The organism is Nocardia sp. NPDC047654, from assembly GCF_043205035.1.
GTDB lineage: Bacteria > Actinomycetota > Actinomycetes > Mycobacteriales > Mycobacteriaceae > Nocardia.
Genome location: NZ_JBIDDF010000001.1, coordinates 1,418,933 through 1,440,009 on the forward strand (window position 1 = coordinate 1,418,933; position 21,077 = coordinate 1,440,009).

General features: G+C 69.1%; 19 protein-coding genes. 6 read left to right on the forward strand and 13 right to left on the reverse strand.

The window, feature by feature from the left end:
* Positions 1-5: 5 nt before the first annotated feature.
* The 5 genes from ACGF7Y_RS06690 to ACGF7Y_RS06710 all read right to left on the reverse strand — a co-directional run bounded on the left by ACGF7Y_RS06690 (position 6) and on the right by ACGF7Y_RS06710 (position 4,975).
* Positions 6-1,691: an OB-fold domain-containing protein gene (locus ACGF7Y_RS06690; RefSeq protein WP_393230009.1), complete on the reverse strand. Its 1,686-nt coding sequence runs from the start codon at positions 1,689-1,691 to the stop codon at positions 6-8.
* 79 nt (positions 1,692-1,770) lie between these two features.
* On the reverse strand, positions 1,771-3,129 hold the full coding sequence (locus ACGF7Y_RS06695) for a cytochrome P450 (RefSeq protein ID WP_393230011.1): 1,359 nt from the start codon (positions 3,127-3,129) through the stop codon (positions 1,771-1,773).
* An 11-nt stretch (positions 3,130-3,140) separates the two neighbouring features.
* Positions 3,141-3,335: a ferredoxin gene (locus ACGF7Y_RS06700; protein ID WP_393230014.1), complete on the reverse strand. Its 195-nt coding sequence runs from the start codon at positions 3,333-3,335 to the stop codon at positions 3,141-3,143.
* Between the two features lie 14 nt (positions 3,336-3,349).
* Positions 3,350-4,210, reverse strand: coding sequence for a mycofactocin-coupled SDR family oxidoreductase (locus tag ACGF7Y_RS06705; RefSeq protein ID WP_393230017.1), 861 nt, complete (start codon positions 4,208-4,210; stop codon positions 3,350-3,352).
* A 57-nt stretch (positions 4,211-4,267) separates the two neighbouring features.
* On the reverse strand, positions 4,268-4,975 hold the full coding sequence (locus ACGF7Y_RS06710) for an SDR family NAD(P)-dependent oxidoreductase (RefSeq protein WP_393230020.1): 708 nt from the start codon (positions 4,973-4,975) through the stop codon (positions 4,268-4,270).
* Positions 4,976-5,278: 303 nt separating this feature from the next.
* Between ACGF7Y_RS06710 and ACGF7Y_RS06715 the strand changes: the two genes are divergently transcribed.
* From ACGF7Y_RS06715 to ACGF7Y_RS06730, 4 genes are read left to right on the forward strand one after another with little or no spacing between them, the layout of a single operon-like run.
* Positions 5,279-6,745 carry an aldehyde dehydrogenase family protein gene (locus tag ACGF7Y_RS06715; protein ID WP_393230023.1) on the forward strand — a complete coding sequence of 489 codons (1,467 nt, stop codon included), beginning with the start codon at positions 5,279-5,281 and terminating at the stop codon, positions 6,743-6,745.
* A gap of 23 nt (positions 6,746-6,768) precedes the next feature.
* Entirely contained in the window at positions 6,769-7,977 is a 1,209-nt protein-coding gene (locus tag ACGF7Y_RS06720) for a CaiB/BaiF CoA transferase family protein (protein WP_393231005.1), read from the forward strand.
* 19 nt (positions 7,978-7,996) lie between these two features.
* Entirely contained in the window at positions 7,997-9,175 is a 1,179-nt protein-coding gene (locus tag ACGF7Y_RS06725) for an OB-fold domain-containing protein (protein WP_393230026.1), read from the forward strand.
* Positions 9,172-10,329: a beta-ketoacyl synthase N-terminal-like domain-containing protein gene (locus tag ACGF7Y_RS06730; RefSeq protein WP_393230029.1), complete on the forward strand. Its 1,158-nt coding sequence runs from the start codon at positions 9,172-9,174 to the stop codon at positions 10,327-10,329. Before ACGF7Y_RS06725 ends, ACGF7Y_RS06730 begins: the two co-directional genes overlap by 4 nt.
* A 70-nt stretch (positions 10,330-10,399) precedes the next feature.
* Here the strand turns inward: ACGF7Y_RS06730 and ACGF7Y_RS06735 are convergent, their stop codons facing one another.
* The 7 genes from ACGF7Y_RS06735 to ACGF7Y_RS06765 form a co-directional block, all read right to left on the reverse strand.
* Positions 10,400-10,696: a hypothetical protein gene (locus ACGF7Y_RS06735; protein WP_393230031.1), complete on the reverse strand. Its 297-nt coding sequence runs from the start codon at positions 10,694-10,696 to the stop codon at positions 10,400-10,402.
* A 9-nt stretch (positions 10,697-10,705) separates the two neighbouring features.
* Complete coding sequence (locus tag ACGF7Y_RS06740) at positions 10,706-11,962, reverse strand: amidohydrolase family protein (RefSeq protein ID WP_393230034.1); 1,257 nt, start codon at positions 11,960-11,962, stop codon at positions 10,706-10,708.
* 268 nt (positions 11,963-12,230) lie between these two features.
* Positions 12,231-13,604 carry an amidohydrolase family protein gene (locus ACGF7Y_RS06745; protein WP_393230036.1) on the reverse strand — a complete coding sequence of 458 codons (1,374 nt, stop codon included), beginning with the start codon at positions 13,602-13,604 and terminating at the stop codon, positions 12,231-12,233.
* 7 nt (positions 13,605-13,611) lie between these two features.
* Positions 13,612-14,064: a MaoC family dehydratase gene (locus ACGF7Y_RS06750; protein WP_393230039.1), complete on the reverse strand. Its 453-nt coding sequence runs from the start codon at positions 14,062-14,064 to the stop codon at positions 13,612-13,614.
* A 63-nt stretch (positions 14,065-14,127) separates the two neighbouring features.
* Complete coding sequence (locus ACGF7Y_RS06755; RefSeq protein ID WP_393230042.1) at positions 14,128-15,555, reverse strand: FadD3 family acyl-CoA ligase; 1,428 nt, start codon at positions 15,553-15,555, stop codon at positions 14,128-14,130.
* Positions 15,552-16,745 carry an amidohydrolase family protein gene (locus ACGF7Y_RS06760; protein WP_393230045.1) on the reverse strand — a complete coding sequence of 398 codons (1,194 nt, stop codon included), beginning with the start codon at positions 16,743-16,745 and terminating at the stop codon, positions 15,552-15,554. Before ACGF7Y_RS06760 ends, ACGF7Y_RS06755 begins: the two co-directional genes overlap by 4 nt.
* A complete protein-coding gene (locus ACGF7Y_RS06765; RefSeq protein WP_393230048.1) occupies positions 16,738-18,342 on the reverse strand; it encodes an AMP-binding protein in 1,605 nt (534 codons plus the stop codon). Before ACGF7Y_RS06765 ends, ACGF7Y_RS06760 begins: the two co-directional genes overlap by 8 nt.
* Before the next feature lie 92 nt (positions 18,343-18,434).
* Here ACGF7Y_RS06765 and ACGF7Y_RS06770 point away from each other — a divergent pair, with 92 nt between their 5' ends.
* Complete coding sequence (locus ACGF7Y_RS06770; RefSeq protein WP_393230050.1) at positions 18,435-19,151, forward strand: enoyl-CoA hydratase/isomerase family protein; 717 nt, start codon at positions 18,435-18,437, stop codon at positions 19,149-19,151.
* A gap of 329 nt (positions 19,152-19,480) precedes the next feature.
* Complete coding sequence (locus ACGF7Y_RS06775) at positions 19,481-20,083, forward strand: hypothetical protein (RefSeq protein ID WP_393230052.1); 603 nt, start codon at positions 19,481-19,483, stop codon at positions 20,081-20,083.
* 20 nt (positions 20,084-20,103) lie between these two features.
* Here the strand turns inward: ACGF7Y_RS06775 and ACGF7Y_RS06780 are convergent, their stop codons facing one another.
* Positions 20,104-20,712: a TetR/AcrR family transcriptional regulator gene (locus ACGF7Y_RS06780; RefSeq protein WP_393230055.1), complete on the reverse strand. Its 609-nt coding sequence runs from the start codon at positions 20,710-20,712 to the stop codon at positions 20,104-20,106.
* Between the last annotated feature and the right edge of the window lie 365 nt (positions 20,713-21,077).

The following is a 21,077-nucleotide window of genomic DNA, read 5'->3' on the forward strand; positions in this document are numbered from 1 at the left end:
CACGATCAGGACTCGGAGCGCAGCAGCATCGCGCCGCCGGGCGTCAGGCCGCCGCTGGAGACGACCGCGACCCGGGCGCCCGCCACCTGCCGCTGCCCGCCCGCGCCGCGCAGCTGCACGACCGCCTCGTGCAGGAGGCCCATGCCGTGCGTGCGGCCGTGGGAGAGCTGGCCGCCGTGCGTGTTGACCGGGATCATGCCGTCGCGGGCGATGTTCTTGCCCCCGTCGAGGAAGTCCTTGCCCTCGCCGATCCCGCAGAAACCGAGCGCCTCGATCCAGGACAGGCAGTTGAAGCTGAATCCGTCGTAGAGTTCGGCGACGTCCACGTCCTCGGGACGCAGGGTGGTGCGCGTCCACAGGTGCGCGGCCGGGCCGAGCACCTGGGGTTCGTGGGTGAGCGTGCTCTGGTCCCACTCGACGCGCTCGACGATCTGGGTGCCGACCGCCTCCACCAGCACCGGCGGGCCGGGCAGATCGCGTGCGGCGTCGAGCGCCGAGACGATCACCGCCACCGCGCCGTCGCAGGGCACGTCGCAGTCGTAGAGCCCGAACGGGGAGGTGATCGGCCGCGCGGAGAGGTAGTCGTCCATGGTCATCGGGTCGCGGTAGACCGCCGTCGGCTCGAGTTCGGCGTTGGCGCGCTGGTTGAGCGCGATCCACCCCAGCGTCTCGCGGGTGGTGCCGTAGCGGTGGAAGTGACGCTGGGCGTTCTGGGCCAGCGTGTGCGCGGCGGAGATCGCGCCGAACGGCGTCAGCCAGCTCGTGGTGCGGCCGCCGGACGGCGGGATCCGGCCCGCCTTGGTCAACTCGTTGAAGGTCGACTCCCACACGGTGCGGAAGCACAGCACGTGCCGGGCCAGCCCGGCGGCCACCGCCGTCATCGCCGCGATCACCGACCCGCCCGGCCCGAAGGTCTCGACACCGCCGTTGTGCCAGCTCGGGCGCAGGCCGAGCGCGGCTTCCAGAGCGGTGACCCCGCCCTCGCCGAAGCCGCCGAGATTCCCGCCGCCCGGATAGGACGCCAGGCCGTCGATGTCGTCGAGCGTCAGGCCCGCGTCGGCGACCGCGCGTTCGCACGCCTCGATCGTCAGCGCCAGCGGCGGCACCATGAGCCTGCGCCCGATCCGGGACATCCCGATCCCGGTGAGCGCGACCTTCTCCTCGAACTTCTCCCGCCGCAGCATCGGCCGCACGTGTTCGGCGAAACGCTCCGGCTCGATCTCGTCCACCGGCAGCGGCGCGGGCCCGGATTGCTCGGCGGCGGGCCGGAACAGCGGCAGCCACACGTCGGCGTCCTGCTGGAAGACCACCTCCACCCGCATGCCGAGGGCCAGGTCGTCCGGATCGGCGTCGACGATGTTGGTGGTCAACCGGACGCGCGGATCCTCCACCAGCGCCACCTGCGCCACCACGTACGGCGGCCGCAGGCCGGGCACGGCGAAGCGGTGGTTCACCGTGAAGCTCGCCAGGGTGGCCGCACCGGAGACTTCCCGCACGTCGAGATCGTGTCCGCGGCAGTACCGGCACACCGGCTGCGGCGGGTGGATCAACGCCGCGCAGGATCGGCACTCCTGGATGCGCAGCGTGCCGTCGGCGCCCGAGGTCCAGAAGAACTCGGTGTCCAGGCCGAGCAGCGGCAGTGGCCGTCCCGACGGCTCGGTCGTCGCGGGGGTCTGCTCCGTGTCTGCCACAGCGCCTCCTCGTAGTCGTCGCAGCCGGTAGCCGCGTGTGTCCGGTCGGGCACACGCGGCGGGGTCGGTCCGGTTCCGGTCAGACCTGTGCCGCGCCTCTGCGGACGGTCACCGGCTCGGCGAGCCGTTGCTCGTCACAGACGCGCTGCAGCTTCGCCAGGGTCTCGTCGAGCCCGGGACCGAGCCGGGGGCCCGGGGTGAACTCGGTGGGCAGGTGCCGCATGCCCTGGATCACCGCGATCGTGTCGTAGTGCACCGTCTCCTCCGGGATGCACCGGAAGTCCGGCATCCGGTCCAGCACGGCCACCAGCATCCGCTTGAACACCGTGCGGGCGACATTGGAGCCGATGCAGCGGTGGATACCGAGACCGAAGCTGTAGTGCCGGTTGCCTTTCCGGTCCAGGATCAGCCTCTCCGGATTCTCGAACACCGCAGGGTCGCGGTTGGCCATAGCCCACGACAACCAGAGGCGATCGCCTTCTCGGAAGGAGGCTCCCGCCACCTCGCAGTCCTCCGCGACGGTGCGCGCGTCGCCGGGAGCCGGGGTGTAGTAGCGCAGGAACTCCTCGGTGGCCGAGTCGAGCAGCAGATCCCTTTCCCTGCTGAGGGTTTCGCGGTCACCCGGATTCTGCGACAACCATTCCAGAGCGTGCGCGGTGAGCGCGGTGGTGGTGTCGAAACCGCCGCCGATGAGCAGGCTGAGCATGCCCAGGATCTCCATGTCCGGCAGCGGACCCCCGTTGACCTGCGCCGAGGCGACCGCGTGGATCAGCCCGGGCCGGGGATTCTCCCGGATCTCGGCGAGATTGGTGAGCAGGTCCAGTCCCATCGTGCGGTGCATCTCCGCGACGCGTGGGTAATCCGGCGAGTCCGGCGGGGTGTAGACCGCGGCGTGCACCGGTTCGTTGTAGATGGTCCACTTCCGCAAGGGAACGCCCAGCATGCCGAGGGTCAGCACCGCGGGAACGACATTCGCCAGGTCGTCGACGAAATCGATTCGGCCGCTCTCGATCTTCTCGTCGATGGCCGCGCGCACCACCTCGTCCACGAACGGCACCCAACGTTGGACCGCGGCCGGGGAGAGGTACGGGTTGAGCGCCGAACGCAGTTCCCGGTGCTCGGGTTCGTCCATCTCCAGGATGCCGCCGCGGATGCCGCGTGCGCGCGGCGCGGGCGGGATGGAGATTCCCCGGTAGCCCTTGCGAACGCCCTGCGGGTCGTGATCGTTGGATATGTGCGGGCAGCGCGCGAGTTCGAACACCTCCCTGTTGCCCGCAGCCACCCAGTGACCGTCGTAGGTGTCGGTCCAAGCGAGCGGGCACTCGCTCTGCATCGCCTCGGTGATCGCTTGGAAGTTCTCCCGGTATTCGGGAGCGTAGCGGTCGAAATGGAACCGGGGTTGCTTGCGTTCGGTATCGGTGACGTTCTCCTCGGTCATGGCGCAGGCCCCTACTCGGCGATCGAGATCGCGCGTTCGGGGCAGGAATGCACCGCCTCGCGGACCTGATCGAGCTGGTTCGCGGGAACCGATTCGCCGATCGGGGAGGAGTGGCCGTCGATCTCACTGAGTTCGAACGATTGCGGGGCGATCATCGCGCACAGCGTGTGCCCTTGGCAGCGCTGCTGATCGACTCGGACCTTCACGGTGTTTCTTCCTCTCAGACGTGGTAGTCGTACCACTTCAGGTAGCCGCCCGCGTCGACCCGCAACTGCGTGCCGGTGATGTAGCGCGCCTCCTCGGAGGCCAGGAACAGCACCGCGTCGCTGATGTCCTCTGGCTCGACGTAGGGGGTCGGCATGGCCTGCTGCACATGGAAGGCGGGCTCGGCGTCCGCGCGGGTGGGATGCTCCAGGTCGGGGCGGAAGGACCGGTACATCGGTTCACTCTGCAGCATCGGGGTGTTGCAGTTGGTGGGGTGGATGACGTTGGCGCGGATGTTCTGCGGCGCGATGTGCAATGCGAGCGCGTGGACATACTGCGCGAGGCCGCGTTTGGCGACCACGTAGGCGATCCCGCCGGGATCCTTGCCCGGCTGGTCCACTTTGGATACGTCCATCAGCGCGGCCACCGAGCCGGTGGCGATGATCGACCCGCCCGCGCCCAGGTGGGGCAGCGCGACCTGGATGGTATTGATGACGCCGACCAGGTTGGTGTCGATCACGTCGGACCATGCCTGCCACTGCGGCGTGCCCTTCATGCCCGCGATGCCCGCCTGGGCGATGACGATGTCCAGCCGGCCGAATTCGGCGATACCGCGTTCCAGCACGGCGCGCAGCTGTCCGGCCTCGCGCACGTCGGCTGGTTCGGCGACGATGCGGCGGCCGGTCTTCTCGACCAGCCGCGCCGTCTCGTCCAGATCCTCCTGGCGCGACAGCGCGTACCCGATCGTGTCGATGTCGCGGCAGATATCCACGGCGATGATGTCGGCACCTTCTTGCGCCAGCCGTACCGCATGGCTGCGGCCTTGGCCACGAGCGGCTCCGGTGACGAAGGCGACCTTGCCCTCAACGCGTCCCACGGCGATCCTTTCGTTCTTGCTTGTCGTGCTGACCCATCGCGCCTGCTGCAACGGGTCTCAGGTATTGCGTCCGCCGTTGACGCCGATGATCTGGCCGGTGATGTAGCCGGCCTCATCGGAGATGAGGAACGCGCAGGCGGCGGCGATGTCCTCGGGTGTGCCGACCCGGCGGACGGGGGTCCGCTGGATGTGGTCCTCGACGGAGCCGCCGAGCCGGCGCGCCTCCTCGTTCTTGCGCAGCATCGGGGTGTCGATGAACCCCGGCGGCACCGCGTTCACGGTGATGCCGGACGGGCCCAGCTCCAGCGCCAGCGCTTTGGTCAGGCCGTTGACCGCCGACTTGGCCGAGACGTAGTGCGTCATGAACGGCTGGCCCGAGTGCGTGCTCGAGGAGGAGATGTTGACGATGCGCCCCCACCCGGCCGCCAGCATGTCCGGCAGCACCGCTTGGACGCAGTGGAAGACGCCGTTGAGATTGACGTCGATCACCCGCTGCCATTCGGCGAACGAGATGTTCTGGAAGCGCTTGAAGCCGTCGATGCCCGCGGCGTTCACCAACACGGTGACCGGGCCCAGCTTCGCCCGGATGGCGGTCAGCGCGTCGGCGATCTGCTCCGGTTCGGTGACGTCGGCCCGGTAGGCGAAGTCGTCGTCGGCGGGTGGATGGAGGTCGAGGGACGCGACGTGGAATCCGGTGCTGCGCAACCGCTGTGCGATGCCCAGCCCGATGCCGGACGCCCCTCCGGTGACCACGGCCGTCTTCACGCGTGCGACCCCTCTCCGGTGATCGCGCCGATCGGCGACCGGCGTGCGCGCGGCCGCGTCGAGGCCGGGATCCGTGTTGTCGTAACCACCACAAGAATCTCCCTTCCGATTGCGAGAACCGTACTCTCGTTCAGTTCTCGGACGCAAGCGTCGCGCCGCAGCCGGTGCTCGCCTCCCCCTCGGGTTGGAGGTGGGATTTCGAGCCTGCGCGGCTTTGGGGTGAATGTTGCTGCATTCCGCTTTCGCGAGTGTTAAATTCTCCAATATCGAGAATCTAATTTCCACATCCGGCGAGGAGACAGGATGTCAACGCAGGAACAGGCGATAGCGGTGGCGCGGCGGCTGCTGATCGACGGGCAGCTGGTCGAGACCGGGCGCACGCTCGCGTCGCTCGATCCCGCGACCGGCGCGGTGTACGGCTACGCGCCGGAAGCCGGTGTGGCCGAGGCGGACGCGGCCGTCGCGGCGGCGCGGCGGGCCTTCGACACCACCGACTGGGCGACGAATCACGAGTTCCGGGCGCACTGTCTGAACCAGCTGTACCAGGCGTTGCGCGACAACGTGGAGGAGCTGCGGGAACTGACCATCGCCGAAGTCGGCGCGACGCGCGCGCTGACCCGCGGCAACCAGCTCGAGGTCCCGTTCGAGATCGTGCGCTACTACGCCGGACTCCTGGCGGACTACGCCTGGAGCGAGGATCTCGGCGTGGTCGAGATCCGCGGTCAGCAGCACCGGCGCTGGGTCGAGCTGGAAGCCGCGGGCGTGGTGGCCGCCATCGCCGCCTACAACTACCCGCATCAGCTGGCGCTGGCCAAGCTCGCGCCCTCCCTCGCCGCCGGATGCACCGTGGTGCTCAAGGGCGCGCCCGATACTCCGCTGGCCACCTTGGCGCTGGGCGAGATCATCGCCCGGCACACCGACATCCCGCCCGGCGTGGTGAACGTCCTGGCCTCCTCCGATATCGAGGTCGGCAAGCGGATGACCACCCACCCGGACGTCGACGTGGTCACCTTCACCGGGTCCACGCCGGTGGGGCGCCAGATCATGGCCGCCGCCAGCGGCACCTTGAAGAAGGTGTTCCTGGAGTTGGGCGGCAAATCGGCGATGATCCTGCTCGACGATGCCGACTACACCAAAGCCGCACTGTTCGCGGCGTTCAGTGTGGTCACCCATGCCGGGCAGGGCTGCGCGCTGACCACGCGCGTGCTGGTGCCGCGCCAGCACCACGACAAGGTCGCCGAGCTGATCGCGGCCAATTTCGCCCACGTCACCTGGGGCGACCCCGGTGACCCCAAAACCTATATGGGCCCGTTGATCAGCGAACGCCAGCGGGACAAGGTGCACGGCATGGTGCAGCGGGCGGTGGAGGGCGGCGCCACGCTCGTGACCGGCGGCGAGAAACTGAATCCGGGCTACTTCTACAAGCCCACCCTGCTGGCGAATGTCGACCCGGACAGCGAGATCGCGCAGGAGGAGGTGTTCGGCCCGGTGCTGACCCTCATCCCCTACACCGACGACCAGGACGCGATACGGATCGCGAACAACTCCATCTACGGCCTGTCCGGCGCGGTGTTCGGCGCCGACGCCGAACGGGCGAAGGCGGTGGCGCGGCGTGTCCGCACCGGCACGCTGAGCATCAACGGCGGCAACTACTTTCATCCCGACGCGCCCTTCGGCGGATACAAGCAGTCCGGCATCGGCCGTGAGATGGGTCGCGTCGGCCTGGAGGAGTTCCTGGAGCGCAAGACCCTCGCGGAGGTGGTCGCGTGAGCGAGCCCGAGCGAGGTGACGCGGTGAGCAAGCCGCTGGAGGGCATCCGGGTGCTCGAGGTCGCGATGTACGGTTTCGTCCCGTCGGCGGGCGCGGTGCTCTCCGACTGGGGGGCCGATGTCGTGAAGGTCGAGCACGCCGTCACCGGTGACCCGCAGCGCGGACTGCGGCAGGTGGGGGTGTTCAAGATCGAGGGCGACCCCAATCCCAATGTGGAGCATGCCAACCGGGGCAAGCGCAGCATCGGGGTGGACATGTCGGTGGCCGAGGGCCGGGAGGTGATCTACGACCTGGCCCGGCGGGCGGACGTGTTCCTGACCAGCTTCCTGCCGCAGGCGCGCACCAAGTTCGGCATCGACGTGGAGGACATCCGCGCGGTGAACCCGGATATCGTCTACGCGCGGGGTAGCGCGCTGGGCCCGCGCGGCGTCGAATCCGGCCGCGGCGGCTACGACATGACCGCGTTCTGGTGCCGTGGCGGTATCGCCGCCACCATCACCCCGCCGGGCTCGGAGGGCATGATCCAACCGCCGGGCCCGGCGTTCGGCGACACCATCTCCGGTACCAATCTCGCCGGCGGGATCGCCGCCGCCCTGCTGAAACGCGAACGGACCGGGCAACCTTCGGTGGTCGACGTCTCGCTGCTCGGCAGCGGACTGTGGGCGATGGGGCACACCGTCGCGTTGTCGGCCAGCCAGGACAAACCGCTGGTGGCGCCGGTGCCCGGCGCCCACGGCGCGCCGACCAATCCGCTGTCGGGGCTCTACGCCACCGCCGACGATCGCTATCTGTCGTTCGTCATGCTGCAACCGGCCAAGTTCTGGGCGGACGTCTGCAGGCATATCGACCGCCCGGAACTGGCCGATGACCCGCGCTTCGCCGACGCGGCGCAGATCGCGGCGCACACCGCCGAGGCGGTGCAGATCCTGCGCGAGGTGATCGAGCAACGCACGCTGGCCGAGTGGAGCGAGCGCTTCGCCACCCTGGCCGGACCATGGGCTCCGGTGCAGGACTCGTGGCAGGTGACGCAGGACGCGCAGATCAGGGCGAACGAATATCTGCTTCCGGCAGGGGAGTTGGAACTGGTGTCCAGTCCGGTGCAGTTCGACGTCGGCGCGCCGGAACTGCGGCCCGGGCCCGAATTCGCCGCCCAGACCGAGGAGATCCTGCTCGAACTCGGCCTGGATTGGGATCGCATCATCGCGCTCAAGGCCGCCGGCGCGGTGGCCTAGGCGCGGGAAAGAGGGACCGATGCCGTACATCGCATCGCTGGGCACGTATCTGCCCTGCTGGGGTAGCCAGCGCAGCCGGATCGCGGGCGACGACGAGGACGCCGTCACCCTGGCGGTGGAGGCCGGGCGATCCGCCGTCGGTTCCGGTGAGCCGGTGGAACGCGTCGTGCTGGTCAGCCGCGATCTGCCGCTGGTGGAGAGCAGCAACGCCGCCGTCCTGCTGGCCGGTCTGGGATTGGATCCCGAATTGGAGGTCATCGAGCGGCTCGGCGGCGCCCCGGCGGCGCTGGACGCCTCGAGTTCGGCGCGCCCGCGCACCCTGGTCATCGGTGTCGACCTGGAACCGGCGGGCGCGGTGGCGGCCTGGGTGTCCGACCGCGAAGGCATGCAGGTGCGCACCGCGGCGCGCGTCACGCGCAGCCTGCCGGTGCGTACCCGCAACGCCCTCGGCGCGGTGCACGACTACGGTGATCCCCGGCTGCTGCACGAAAGGGGTCTGGTCGCTTCGCTTTCGGCGGCGTGGCTGGACACGCCGGTGGTGGTGGCGGGCGTCGATCACAAGCAGGCGGCGGCGCTGTGCCTGGCCGCACCGCCGCGATTGCCGACGCTGGGCGCCAGCGCCGGGCTGTTCGCGCTCGCCGCGATGGCCGACCGGGGCGGAGCCGGCTTGCTGGTCGGCGTGGAGCAGGCCAACCTGAGCGGGGTGATGGTGGTGCCAGGCGCTGCCCGGGTGCGGCGCAACGAACCGCCCGCGCGGGCGCTTCCGGAGGTCGTCGCCCTGCCCGGCGCGGACCTGCCGATATCGCTGGCCGCCTACGAGCGCGCGTTCGAGGCCAAGGTCCGCTGGGAGGCGGGCAGGCACGGTGACAGCGCGGAGCTGGACTTCCCGCCCCGCTACCGGGTGGGCCGGGACGGCAGTCTCAGTACCGGCTACACCCTGGTGCCGCTGCCGCGGACCGGCAGCGTCTACGCCGAGACGACGGTGCGGATCCCGGTGCCCGGGCTCGAGAGCCCGTACTCGCTGGTGATCGTGGAACTCGACGACGTCGGCGTCCGGGCGCTGGCCAAGGTCACCGGAGCCGACCCGGGCACGGTGACCATCGGTGATCGCGGGCGCATGGTCCTGCGGCGGGTGGCGGTGCGCTCCGGCGTGCCGGATTACGGATACGCGTTCGAACCGGAACCGGAGGCGGTATGAGGAAGGTGGCCATCGTCGGCGCGGGGATGACGCCCTTCGCCGAACATTTCGCGCTCGGCATCCAAGACCTGCTGCTCATGGCGTTCGCCGACTGCGCCGCCTCGGTCGACAAGGGCCTGCGCACGACGGATCTGCAGGCCGCCTGGTTCGGCGCCATAGGCACCACCGGCGGCTTCCCCGCAGGTGTGCTGGCCGATGCGCTGGACCTGCCGGACCTGCCCGTGACGCACATCGACAACTCCTGCGCCACCGGTCACGACGCGGTCCGCAACGCGCTGTTCGCCATTTCCTCCGGCGCGGTCGACGTCGCGCTCGTGATCGGCGCCGACAAGCTGCGCGAGACGGCGGAGAAGGACCTGCTGCGCGAGTGGGAGAACTTGACCAGGGACAACGCCTGGGACTACCAGCTCGGCCTGTTCGCGCCTGCGGGTTTCGCGTTGCACGTCAACCGGTACCTCTACGAGTCCTCCGCGACCCGGGAGCACTTGGCGATGGTCGCGGTGAAGAACCATCGGCACGGCGCGCGCAACCCCAAGGCGCGCCTGCGGTTCGAGATCACGCTGGAGCAGGCGCTGACCGCGCCGATCGTGGCCGATCCATTCGGCGTGTACGACTGCGTGCCGCAGAGCGACGGCGCCGCGGCTCTGCTGCTCGCCGCCGAGGATGTCGTGGACCGCTACACCGACAGCCCGGTGTGGATCCGTGGCGTCGGCCTCGGCCTGGACTCGGTGATGCACCAGCACAAGCGGGACATGACCACCTTCCCCGCGACGGTGCGGGCGGCGCGCGCGGCGTTCGCGATGGCCGGGCTCGCCCCGGCCGACATCGACGTCGCCGAGGTGCACGATTTCTTCACCGGCATCGAGCTGATCAGCTACGAGGACCTCGGTTTCGCCGAGCGGTTCGAGGCGCACAAGCTGGTGGAGGCCGGAGCGACGACGGTCGGCGGCGTCCTGCCGGTCAATCCCAGTGGCGGACTGAAGACGAAGGGTCACCCGCCCGGCGCGACCGGCGTCGCGCAGTGCGTGGAGCTTTTCGAGCAATTGCGCGGCACCGCCGTCAACCAGGTGGACGGCGCGCGAATCGGCCTGGCGCACAACCTCGGCGGGCCGACCGCGGTGTCGGCGGTGACGATCCTGGAGGGGCCGAGCTGAGGCCCGGCCCTGACAGCGGACAGCCCCGGTGCGGACGGTCTCGACCGTCGTGCACCGGGGCTGTCGCCGCTCAGATCTGTTCCCAGACGGTGATTCTCGTCCGGGCGGGGTCGGCCGCCGGAGTGAGCGCCATGCGTCCGTCGGCGGCGCGCTCGCCGAGTTCGGCCAGCACGGTGCGGACATCGCCGTCGATGTCGTACACGGCTAGGTAGCGGGCCTCACCGGCGTCGCCACGAATCAAGCGGTGGCGAGTGCAGGAGAGGACGCCGGGGACGGCGAGCATCTGGGGGATGTGCGTCCCGGCGTACCACTCGTCGTATTCGGCGTCCATTCCGTCCCGCGGAGTGGAGAAGACCAGCAGCCGCACTCCGCCGCCTCAGCTCGCGCGCTGGGCATAGGCCGCGGCGTATTCCTTGCGCGACCTGGTCGAGGTGTCGACGTCGGTCGCGTTCGCCCGCAACGCCCCCACGGTCGCCCGCTCCCTCGGGATGTGCGCGAACGGATCCCAGTTGAAGTGACGGGTGGCGTTCTGCCAGGTGATCTTGTGGATGTCGGTGTCGTCGGCGCCCGCGGCCCGCAGTTCACCCAGCACGAACTCGGGAGCGTCCGGCCAGATCGAGTCCGAGTGCGGGTAGTCGCATTCCCAGGCGATGTTGTCGATGCCGATGTCGTGGCGGAACTTCAGCGCGGTCTTGTCGGTCACGTAGCAGGCGAGCACGTGCTCCCGGAACACCTCGCTGGGCAGCTTGCCGCCGAAGTCGCGGCGCAGCCAGCGCTGGTTGGTGTAATGCCGGTCGGAGCGGTCCAGGAAGAACGGGATCCAGCCGACGCCGCCTTCGGACAGCGCGACCTTCAGTTTCGGATAGCTGCGGAAGGCGGGGCCCCACAACAGATCCTGGGCGGCGATCAGCGAGATGCTCGGCGCCAGCACCATCAGGTTGTCGATGGGGGCGTCCTGCGCCAGCCGCAGCACGCCGAAGCCTTGGCCGATGTGCAGGTTCATCACCGTCTCGTGGTCCGACAGCGCCTGGAACACCGGCGCCCAGTAGTCGAGATCGTGGTAGCTGGGCAGGCCGTCGATGTGCGGCAGCTCCGGCATCGTCACCGAGTGGCAGCCCCTCGCCGCCAGCCGCTCGATCTCGGCCACCGCCAGCGCCGGATCCCACATGGGCAGGATGCCGATCGGGATGAACCGGCCCGGGTAGGCGCCAGCCCAGTCCTCGATGTGCCAGTCGTTGTACGCCGAGATCATCGCGACGGTGATCTCGTCCTGTCCGCCGCGGCTGAGGTGACCGGCGCTGAAGCCGGTGAACGTGGGGAAACACATGGAGGCGAGGACGCCGTTGGCGTCCATGTCGCGCACACGGTCGTGCACGTCGTAGACCGCGGGCCGCATCTCGGCGTATCCGGCCGGGTCTCTGCCCCACTCCTCGGCAGGCCAGGTGACGACGGCGTTCAGACCGGCCACGCCGGTGGGCCGGTCCCGGTACACCCACCGGTCGATGCCGTTCTCGTCGACGACGACCTTCGGGGCGAATTCGGCCCACTTCTTCGGAACGTGGTTGTCGAACATCTCGAGCGGCTCGACCACATGGTCGTCGATGCTCACCAGGATCATGTCATCGATGTTCACGTGACTCCTCGCTGTTCGCGCGCTGCGCTCCGGCAGTGCGAGACGATAAATCTTCTAAAAAGAGAATGTCACTCTCGTAGCTCTAGTAGACGATACACCTCGGGTTGGGCCGGGTCGACAGGGTGGGGACGTTATCCCGGTGTTTCGTCGACCATCGCCGGGCTACGTACGCTGGGGAGTGCATTATCCACGGGTGAGAATTATGTTTTCACGCGGATCGGAGGACAGCCGGGGCATCGGCACGGTGACCCCGGTACCGCTGAAGCGGCTAACCGATCGCCACATACACCGCTGTGCCGTCCACAACGGTGGCCGCGACGAGTTCCCGGTCCGGCACACCGATCTCCCGCGGCGGCACGCGCAGCAGGGTCAGATCCGCGACCTCCCCGGCGGCGACGGCGCGCGGCACGGTGGGCCGCGCGGGATGCCCGGAGAACAAGGCGAGCGCGGCGGGCAGCGAGATCCGCTCGGCGGGCTCGCGTTCGACGGCGGCGCGCACCACCCGCCACGGGTCGGCGTCACCGAACGGGGCGTCGGTTCCGGCCGCCACCGGGACCCCGGCGGTCAGCAGGGAGCCCAGCCGCCACAGGTCGCATCGGTCCTCGGCCGCCACCTCGCGGGCGTATTGCTCGGCGCGCTCGACCGGGAAATGCGGTTGCGTCACCACCGGAACGCGCTTGCGGCGCAACCATTCCATGAGATCGGCGGGCACCATGGCGCCGTGCTCGATCCGGTCCCCGGCGAGCAGTCCCGCCTCGTCGAGGGCGGCGATGGTCAAGATCAGCTGCACTCGGGTCACGCAGTGCACCGCGACGGGCCTGCCGGCCTCGTGTGCTGCCCGGATGCGCGCTACGAATTCCGGCAACGAGGGGAGTGCGGTGTCGTCGAGCAGGATCTTGGTAGGTCCCAGCGAGAATCGCTGCTGCCCGGGATCGGTCACGCCGGGCGGTGCCATGCAGTGCACCCGCTGCCGGATCGCTCCGGCCGCCACCGCCTCGGCCAAGGCGGTGACGTCCTCCTGCGACAGTCCCGGAGTGGCATCGGTATAACCGGTGACGCCCGCGGCCGCGGCCTGAGCGCTGATCAGCGCGGGATCGGCGGAGGTGGGCGGGACCCGCGCGCCGAGCCAGGAATCCAGTCGCCACAGGCGCCCGTTCGCCTCGCCCCGCCGGTCGCGCTCCACCCCCGGCAGCGCGCAGCCGTGCGCCCCGGTCTCCCGGCAGCCGCGGGAGTTCAGCACCCAGAGCGCGCCGGATCGATGCTGGATGCGCACCGGCCGATCCGGGACCAGGCGGTCGAGCACCGTCCGGTCGAGCGGCCCCCCGACGCTGTCGTGGTAGCCGACGCCGCGAATCCACTGTCCCGCCGGTAGTTCGGCGTCCGCCCGGCTCAGCGCCGCGGCGAACGCGGCGGCATCCCGGACCTGCGGCGGGCCGACCGGCACCGACCCGGCCTGCGCGGCGAGCGCCCGCAGATGGAGGTGATGATCGTGCAGTCCGGGCAGCAACCAGCCGCCGCGGGCATCCAGATCGTCCTCGCCGGGCAGCGGCCGCAATCCGGTGCCGCACTCGACGATGCGCCCACCGCGCCAGCGCAGGTCGGTGTGCGGGCTGCCGGACAGCGTGGCGTTACGAATCAGCATGGGCCGCTCAGGCCAGGTACCGGACCAGGTGCTCGGCGACGCAGGCCGGCTTGTTCGCGCCCTCGGCGATGATCGTCACGGTGCGCTCGGCCTGCACCCCGCCGGGCACATCGGTGACGGCGGTGAGTGTGACGGTGCCGCGCACCCGGCTGCCGACCCGGACCGGGCTGATGAAGCGCACCTTGTTCAGCCCGTAGTTGATCGCCATCCGGGCCGAGCGCACCGACATCAGCTGCTGGCTGATCGGCGCGAGCAGCGCGAGGGTGAGGAACCCGTGGGCGATGGTGGCCCCGTACGGGCCGTCCGCGGCGCGGCCGGGATCGACGTGAATCCATTGGTGGTCGCCGGTGGCCTCAGCGAACAGGTCGATGCGCCGCTGGTCGATCTCGAGCCACTCGCCGGGCCCGAGCACGGAGCCCACCGCGGCGCGCAGGGCGTCGAAATCATGGAACTCGGTCATGCGGGATCCTCTCTGCGGTCGGCGCCTGCACGATATCCGGCGCGCAGGCCGCCGGGTCAGCTGCTACCGCAGTTGGTCCTTCATCACCTTGCCGGTCGCGTTCAGCGGCAGGGCGCGCAGGAAACGCACCGAGCGCGGAACCTTGTAGCCCGCCATCCGGTCCCGGCTCCAGGCGATCAACTCGTCCTCGGTGACGGGGTTTCTCGTCACCACGAAGGCTCGGCCGACCTGCCCGAGCCGTTCGTCCGGCACGCCGACGACGGCGGCCTGCGCGACCGCGGGATGTTCCAGCAGGAATCCCTCGATCTCGGCGGGGTAGGCGTTGAACCCACCGACGATGAACATGTCCTTCTTGCGGCCGACGATGCGCAACCTGCCGTCGGTGTCGAGGCTGCCCAGATCGCCGGTGTGCAACCAGCCCTCGGCGTCGATCGCCTCGGCCGTCGCCTCCGGATCGTCCAGGTAGCCCTGCATCACGCTGTAACCGCGGACGAGGATCTCGTCGTCTTCGGCGATGCGGATCCGCACGCCGTCGCAGGGCTTCCCGACCGTCGTCGCGATCTGCTCGAAGGTGTCCCCGGGCCTGGAGGCGGTCGCGGTGCCCGCCTCGGTCAGCCCGTATCCGGTCATGATCGACTGGAACGGGAGTTCCTCGCGCACCCGGCGGATGAGTTCGACCGGAATGTCGGCCGCCCCGGTGACGGCCGCGCGCAGCGAGGACAGATCATGCTCGCCCGCGGCCTCCAGCAGGGAGTGGTAGAGGGTCGGCGGCCCGGGCAGCATCGTGATCCGCTCCCGGGCCACCAATTCCAGCACCCGATCGACGTCGAACACCGGCACCGGAAGGATCGTCGCGCCGCGGATGAGCGAAGCCACCAGACCCGCTTTGTATCCGAAGGTGTGGAAGAACGGGTTGACGATGAGATAGCGGTCGCCTTCCCGCAGATCGGCAAGATCGCACCACTCCGCGTACAGGCGCAACGTCTGGGCGTGATTCATCATCACTCCCTTGGGACGCCCGGTGGTGCCGGAGGTGTAGACGACGTCGGCGATGTCGGTGCCGGCGACGTTCCGCTCGAACGGTGCGCCCCTGTCCAGGAAATCCGACTTCACATCGATCACGGGCACATCGGTGGCGCCGGTGTAGTCGGCGCCGAGGAACCCCTGCTGGACCAGCACCGCCTTGGCCCCGCTGCGGCGGATGATGTCGCCCGCCTCCGCGGCCTTGAGACGCGTGCTCACCGGCACCACGACGCCGCCGGCGGTGAGCAGGCCGAACGCGGCGACGATCCATTCCGCCGAGTTCGGCGCCCAGATCGCCGCGCGGTCGCCTTTCTCGATCCCCGCCGCGGCGAAGGCGCCCGCGGCCCGGCGCACCCGCTCGGCGAGTTCGGTGAAGCTCCACCGCAGGTCCCCGTCGACGACCGCTTCGGCGTCGCCGAAGCGGTCCCCCGCGTCGAGGACCAGCTCGGGGAGGGTCTGCCAGGTCATACCTTCAGCAGCCGGGCCAGGTTGCCGCCCATGATCTTCGCCTGATCCTCCAGCGGCATGTCCTTGATCTCGTTGATGTAGCGCGCCGGCTCGGCCAGGCCCTCCGGGTGCGGCCAATCGGAGCCGAAGAGCACGTGATCGGCGCCGATCGTGTTCGACAGCCTTTGCAGGTCCTCCTCCCAGAACGGGCTGACATAGAGGCTGCGCTTCAGGGTCTCCACCGGATCCTGGAAGCCGAAGCCCTCCGGCGCCTTCTTGTAGACGTCCGACAGCTGTTGCAGCAGCGGCTCCAGCCAAGAGGAGCCGTTCTCGATGACGGCGACCTTCAGTTCCGGGAAGCGGTTCAGCGCGCCGTGGCAGACCCAGGACGCGACGGCGTCGGTGACCGGCCGCCACTGGTTGGTCATCGCGAAGGTGTTGGTCTTGAACGGCAGCATCTCCAGGCTGTTGCCATCCCACTCGGCATCGAAGCGCGAATAGCCGCTGTCCGAGGAGTGCATGGTGACCAGCACGTCGTGCTCGACGACCCGCTTCCAGAACGGGTCGAACTCGGGCAGCGCGAACGACCGCATGCCGCGCAGGCCGGGTACCGGGGCCGGGCGCACCAGGATCGCCTTGGCGCCGTGCTCGACGACCCAGTCCAGTTCCGCGATCGCCTTCTCGACGATCGGCAGACTGACCACCGGGACGGTGAAGATGCGGCCGGAGTGCACGTAATTGCCGTCCTGGCCCCAGGTTTCGAGCATCCACTGGTTCAGTGAGTGGATCACCGCGTGGATCAGGTCCGGATGGTGGCGCATCCGCTCCTCGACCAGGCTGGCCAGGGTCGGGAACATCAGCGCGCGCTGCAATTGCAGCGCGTCCATGACCTTCAGGCGCTCCACCGGATCGCGGAAGGCCTCGATCGCGCGCATCGGCTCACCGAAGATCTCGCGCCTGCTCTTGCCCTCGGGGTTGCCGTGCTTGAAGTACTCCTCCATGGCGCCGGGCCGGGCCACGACGTCGAAGGTGGGATTGGGGATGTACTCGCTGATCTGGCCGAGCACCGCGATCTTGGTGCGGCCCTTGATCTCGACGTACTGAATGGTGCCCTCGTACTCCTTGGGCAGGTACCTGGTGAGGGCGTCTTTGGTCTCGTACAGGTGGTTGTCGGCGTCGAAGAGCTGGTAGGGCAGCTCGACTTCAGTCATGGAAGCCTCCTTTTCGATTAGAGAGAATGTTATTCTCTTCAGGGTTGTACCGCAACGCCCTCGACCGGGCGGCCGCCAGATTCGCGCGGACCACGAACTTCTGGATCTTTCCGCTCGCGGTACGGGGGAAGTCGTCGACGACGTGCACTTCCTCCGGCCACTTCTGCTTGGCCAGCCCGGCGCCGCCGAAATGCGCACGCAGTTCGTCGAGGTGCGGCGCGGCCTGCCCCGGCCGCAGGCGCAACACCGCGGCGGTGCGCTCGCCGAGCCGGGCGTCGGGCACGGCGACCGCCACCGCCTCGGTCACGCCGGGCAGGGTCAGCAGCACCTCTTCGACCTCGAGCGCGCTGATGTTCTCGCCGCCGCGGATGATCATGTCGGACTTGCGGTCGGTGATCGTCAGGTAACCGTCCGCGTCCAGCACGCCGATGTCGCCGGTGTGGTACCAGCCGTCGTCGTCGAAGGCCGCCGCGGTGAGCTCCGGATCGGTGTAGCCGAGGCACAGATCCGGTCCGCGGCTGAGGATTTCGCCGTCCTCGGCCAGTCGCACCTCCGCGCCCGCCAGCGGGGCGCCGTCGGTGAACAGCCGCTTTGCCTCGGGGGCGGTCGGGTGCGATCCGGTGATCGATGGGTGTTCGGTGCTGCCGTAGGAGCGGTACACGGTGATGCCGGTCCGCGCCAGACGGGTGGTGATCGCGGCGGGCACCGCCGCGCCGCCCAGCCCCGCGTAGCGCAGCTGGGGCAGATGCTCGGGCGTGTAGTCCGGATGCTCGAGCAGGCTGGTGACGTAGTAGGGCACGCCGCCGCCCACCGTGAGGTGTTCGGTGCGCATCAACTCGAGCACTCTGCCCGGATCCCAGACATCGATCAGGTTGATCGGCACCCGGTCGAGCACCGGGATGAGGAAGGCGTTCACCATGCCGATGAAGTGGCCGACCGGCGCCCCGGTGAGCTGGTCGCCACGGTCGGCCGGGTACATCCCGGCCAGTTGCCTGGTCTCGTGGCCCAGCGTCCGGTGGCTGTGCACCACGCCTTTCGGGGCGCGGGTGGTGCCGGAGGTGAACGCGATCAGCGCGGGCCCCGAGGGGTCGGCCGGAAGGGTCCCCGGCATCGGCGCCGGGTCGAGCAGCTCCTCGAAATCCTCGCCCACCACGCCGACGATCGGGACCGTGTCGCGCAGGCCGGGATCGAACGCGGTGTTGCCGAACCGATCGGTGGTCACGAAGACTTTCGGCCGGACCGTCGCCAGGATGTAGCCGACTTCCCTGCGTCCGTAGAAGTGCACGATCGGCACCACCGTCGTGCCGAGGAAGGCCGACGCCCAGAACACCGCCGCCGCCTCCATCCAGTTCGGTAGCTGGAAGGCGACCACGTCGCCGGGACCTACGCCGCGGCGGCGCAACCCGGCGGCCAGCCTGCGGGCGATCTGCTCGACATCGCCGAACGTCCCCGACCACGGCCGCACCGCGGAGTGGATGCGAAACGCGGTGCCGGGCGCGGCGGCCAGTCCGCCTGTCAAGAGGTCACCGATCGTCTCGGAGGTCCACCAACCCTCCTCCTGGTAGCGATGGACCAGGTCGAGGGGGATCTTGCGCATCGTCGAACTCCTGTCTCGTGGCGGAGCGCCGCGCGAGGACGTCTATAGTTCTCTCGGCAAGAGAATCACATTTCCCTATAGGAGAACAAGCAATGGTCGAGTTCGAGCTGGACGCGGGATTGGCGGTCGTCACCATCAATCGCCCGCACGCGCGCAACGCCATCGCGCCCGGAACGATGGACGAACTGGAGAAGGCGATCGACGCCGCCGCCGACGCCCGCGCACTGGTCATCACCGGGGCGGGGGATCGCGCTTTCGTCTCCGGCGGGGATCTGAAGGAACTCGCCGCGCTGCGAACCGAAGAGCAGGCCGCGGCGATGGCCCGGCGGATGCGCGGCATCTGCGACCGGCTGGCCGCGTTCCCCGGCCCGGTGATCGCCGCACTCAACGGGCACGCGCTCGGGGGCGGCGCCGAGGTAGCGGTGGCCGCGGACATCCGGATCGCGGCCGACGACATCAAGATCGGGTTCAACCAGGTGTCGCTGGCGATCATGCCCGCGTGGGGTGGCGCCGAGCGGCTGACCCGGCTGGTCGGGCCGGGGCGGGCGCTGCTGCTCGCCGGTTCGGGCACCATCCTCGACGCGGCGTCCGCCGAACGAGTCGGCTTGGTGGACAAGGTGCTGCCGCGTGCCGAATTCGACAAGGGCTGGCGGGCCGTGGCCCTGTCCTTGGCGAGCGCGCCGGCCGCCGCGATCAAACGGGTGATCGGCGGTGTCCCCGCGGAGGAGGCTGTCATGGAGTTCGCCCGGCTCTGGGTGGCCGACGAACACTGGCGCGCTGCCGATCGAGTGATGAATCGCGCCAGGTGATTTCAAGTCACGCGCCGGTGGGTGGCGGGCAGGCGGGAGCTACTCCGGTCGCAGATGTGATGTAAATCACATAATGCAAATTCGGAAGGTCATTATCACGGTGGGAAGAACCGATTTACGGTGTGTTCGGTAGGTTTCCGGTGGAGCGGGACGAGCTCCGTCATCAGTCCTGGCGTGCCGTCCGCTCCGGCTTCGACCGTTCGGCTCGACGTGCGGCGCCGCCGAGCACGGCTTCGCCGATTCCAGTGTCGGCGAGACCGCGTGTGCTCGCGCGAGTTTCGCGGTCGGACCTGCCCTGAACTGCACGTTCGATTACGGGATGGGTAACCATGGTCAGACGATCCGTCGATTCCATCGACCGAGGTGTTCGGGAACTCCACTCCGTCGCACGCTGGCGAGCCCATGCGCGGCGGCATCCGCTGCGCTACCGCTTGGCGGTCGTGGCGCCGAGTGCGACCGAGGTGATCCGTCACGCGGGCGGCTGGCTGTTCGACCGCACCACCGCCGGGTGGGAGGTGACAGTTCTGGTCGCCGACCATGCGAACGTGCGTCCGCTGCGGATTCTCGGCGCCACGGTGCTCGACCTGGAACAGTCGCTGACCACGCCGGTGCACGACACCTGGCCGACGGCCGTCGCCGTGGCCGCGCAGACCTACCGGTCCGACGGCCGGGTGCGCGCCGGGGTGCTCGACTGCCTCGATCGCGGCCTCACCGAAGTCGCGTTGTGGGGCGTGGATTTGCCCGCCGAACTGGAGCACCGGGTCGATCACGTGCAGCATCGGATGAGTGTGGCGGCGCGGGCTTTCAAGTCGTGCGCTCTCACCGCGGCGGGGCTGCCCGCCGAGGCCGTTGGCGCGAGCGAGGCGTTCCGGACCGGTGAACTCCGGCCGCCGGCCTACCGCTGCGAGGTGGATCTGGTTCCGGCGCGCTGAACCCGGCCGATCGCCGCCGGTCAGGCAGTATCCGGCCCGGCATCGCCGCGCTTGCCCTCCAGCCTGTCGATCTCACGCTCGACCAGCTCGAAGGCTTCGGCGTGACCGCCGGACATGCCGAGTGCCCGCTCCAGCACGACCACGCGGGAAACGCTCGTCATCAGCACCGCCATGGCCGCGGGCGGAAAGCGAGTGGTATCGAATTCGTATTCGTTCAGAATTCGCTGCAAAACCTCGGTCTGGATGCTCCGGAATCGCTCCGCGTAGCCGGCCACCGCCTCTCGTATCGCGGGCCGATGATTGGACAGTCCGACGAATTCCATGGTGAAGCGCACCGCCGTCGCGTCGGTGCTGAAATCCCACAGCGCGCGCAGTGGTTTTTCCGTTTTCATCATCTCTGCCTGGAGTTCGAGTCCTTGCTCCGCGCGGCGCCTGAAGATTTCGAGCAGCAGTTCGTCCATGGATCGGAAGTAGTAGTGCACCAGTTGCGGTTTGAGTCCGGCGCGCTCGGCCACCCGGCGGGAGGTCACCGCCGCCCATCCCTCTTCCAGCAGCAGCTGTTCGGCGGCGTCGATCAGGACGCCGCGATTCTTGGCGTCGGGTGCTCCGATCCTGCGGGACGATGGCATCCACCGGCCTCCTTCGGGAATATTCGGTCATCGGATCAATTCGTATCGTAGTACCGGGAGTCGGTTCTATTGACGCATTGTCCCCCGTCGTGCTATGCATGTGCACAGCAGGGTGCTGAGCACCCGCTCGGCACTGGGATCCGCGCCGGTCGATCCGCTGCGGTGTCCTGATGCCGGGTGGTGCGAGACTGTGGACGCAGGTAGTCAGGAGGCTCGTGACAGGGCCACGGTGAGCGGCAGGTCGATCGGGGCGCCATTCCGTGGCATGCGCGCATATCGTCGCGTGTCGACTCGAGTAAAACAATTTCATTTCGGAAACAAAGTGCCGTTTCCGGGGAACTTCGACGATTCGGGTGGTGGGGACG

Coding starts and splice junctions, on each gene's coding strand:
- ACGF7Y_RS06750 (WP_393230039.1), bottom strand. CDS start 14,064: ATGACCGAGTTCCATGATTTCGACGCCCTGCGCGCCGCGGTGGGCTCC.
- ACGF7Y_RS06725 (WP_393230026.1), top strand. CDS start 7,997: ATGCCGTACATCGCATCGCTGGGCACGTATCTGCCCTGCTGGGGTAGC.
- ACGF7Y_RS06715 (WP_393230023.1), top strand. CDS start 5,279: ATGTCAACGCAGGAACAGGCGATAGCGGTGGCGCGGCGGCTGCTGATC.
- ACGF7Y_RS06745 (WP_393230036.1), bottom strand. CDS start 13,604: ATGCTGATTCGTAACGCCACGCTGTCCGGCAGCCCGCACACCGACCTG.
- ACGF7Y_RS06730 (WP_393230029.1), top strand. CDS start 9,172: ATGAGGAAGGTGGCCATCGTCGGCGCGGGGATGACGCCCTTCGCCGAA.
- ACGF7Y_RS06765 (WP_393230048.1), bottom strand. CDS start 18,342: ATGCGCAAGATCCCCCTCGACCTGGTCCATCGCTACCAGGAGGAGGGT.
- ACGF7Y_RS06775 (WP_393230052.1), top strand. CDS start 19,481: ATGGTCAGACGATCCGTCGATTCCATCGACCGAGGTGTTCGGGAACTC.
- ACGF7Y_RS06780 (WP_393230055.1), bottom strand. CDS start 20,712: ATGCCATCGTCCCGCAGGATCGGAGCACCCGACGCCAAGAATCGCGGC.
- ACGF7Y_RS06760 (WP_393230045.1), bottom strand. CDS start 16,745: ATGACTGAAGTCGAGCTGCCCTACCAGCTCTTCGACGCCGACAACCAC.
- ACGF7Y_RS06695 (WP_393230011.1), bottom strand. CDS start 3,129: ATGACCGAGGAGAACGTCACCGATACCGAACGCAAGCAACCCCGGTTC.
- ACGF7Y_RS06755 (WP_393230042.1), bottom strand. CDS start 15,555: ATGACCTGGCAGACCCTCCCCGAGCTGGTCCTCGACGCGGGGGACCGC.
- ACGF7Y_RS06770 (WP_393230050.1), top strand. CDS start 18,435: ATGGTCGAGTTCGAGCTGGACGCGGGATTGGCGGTCGTCACCATCAAT.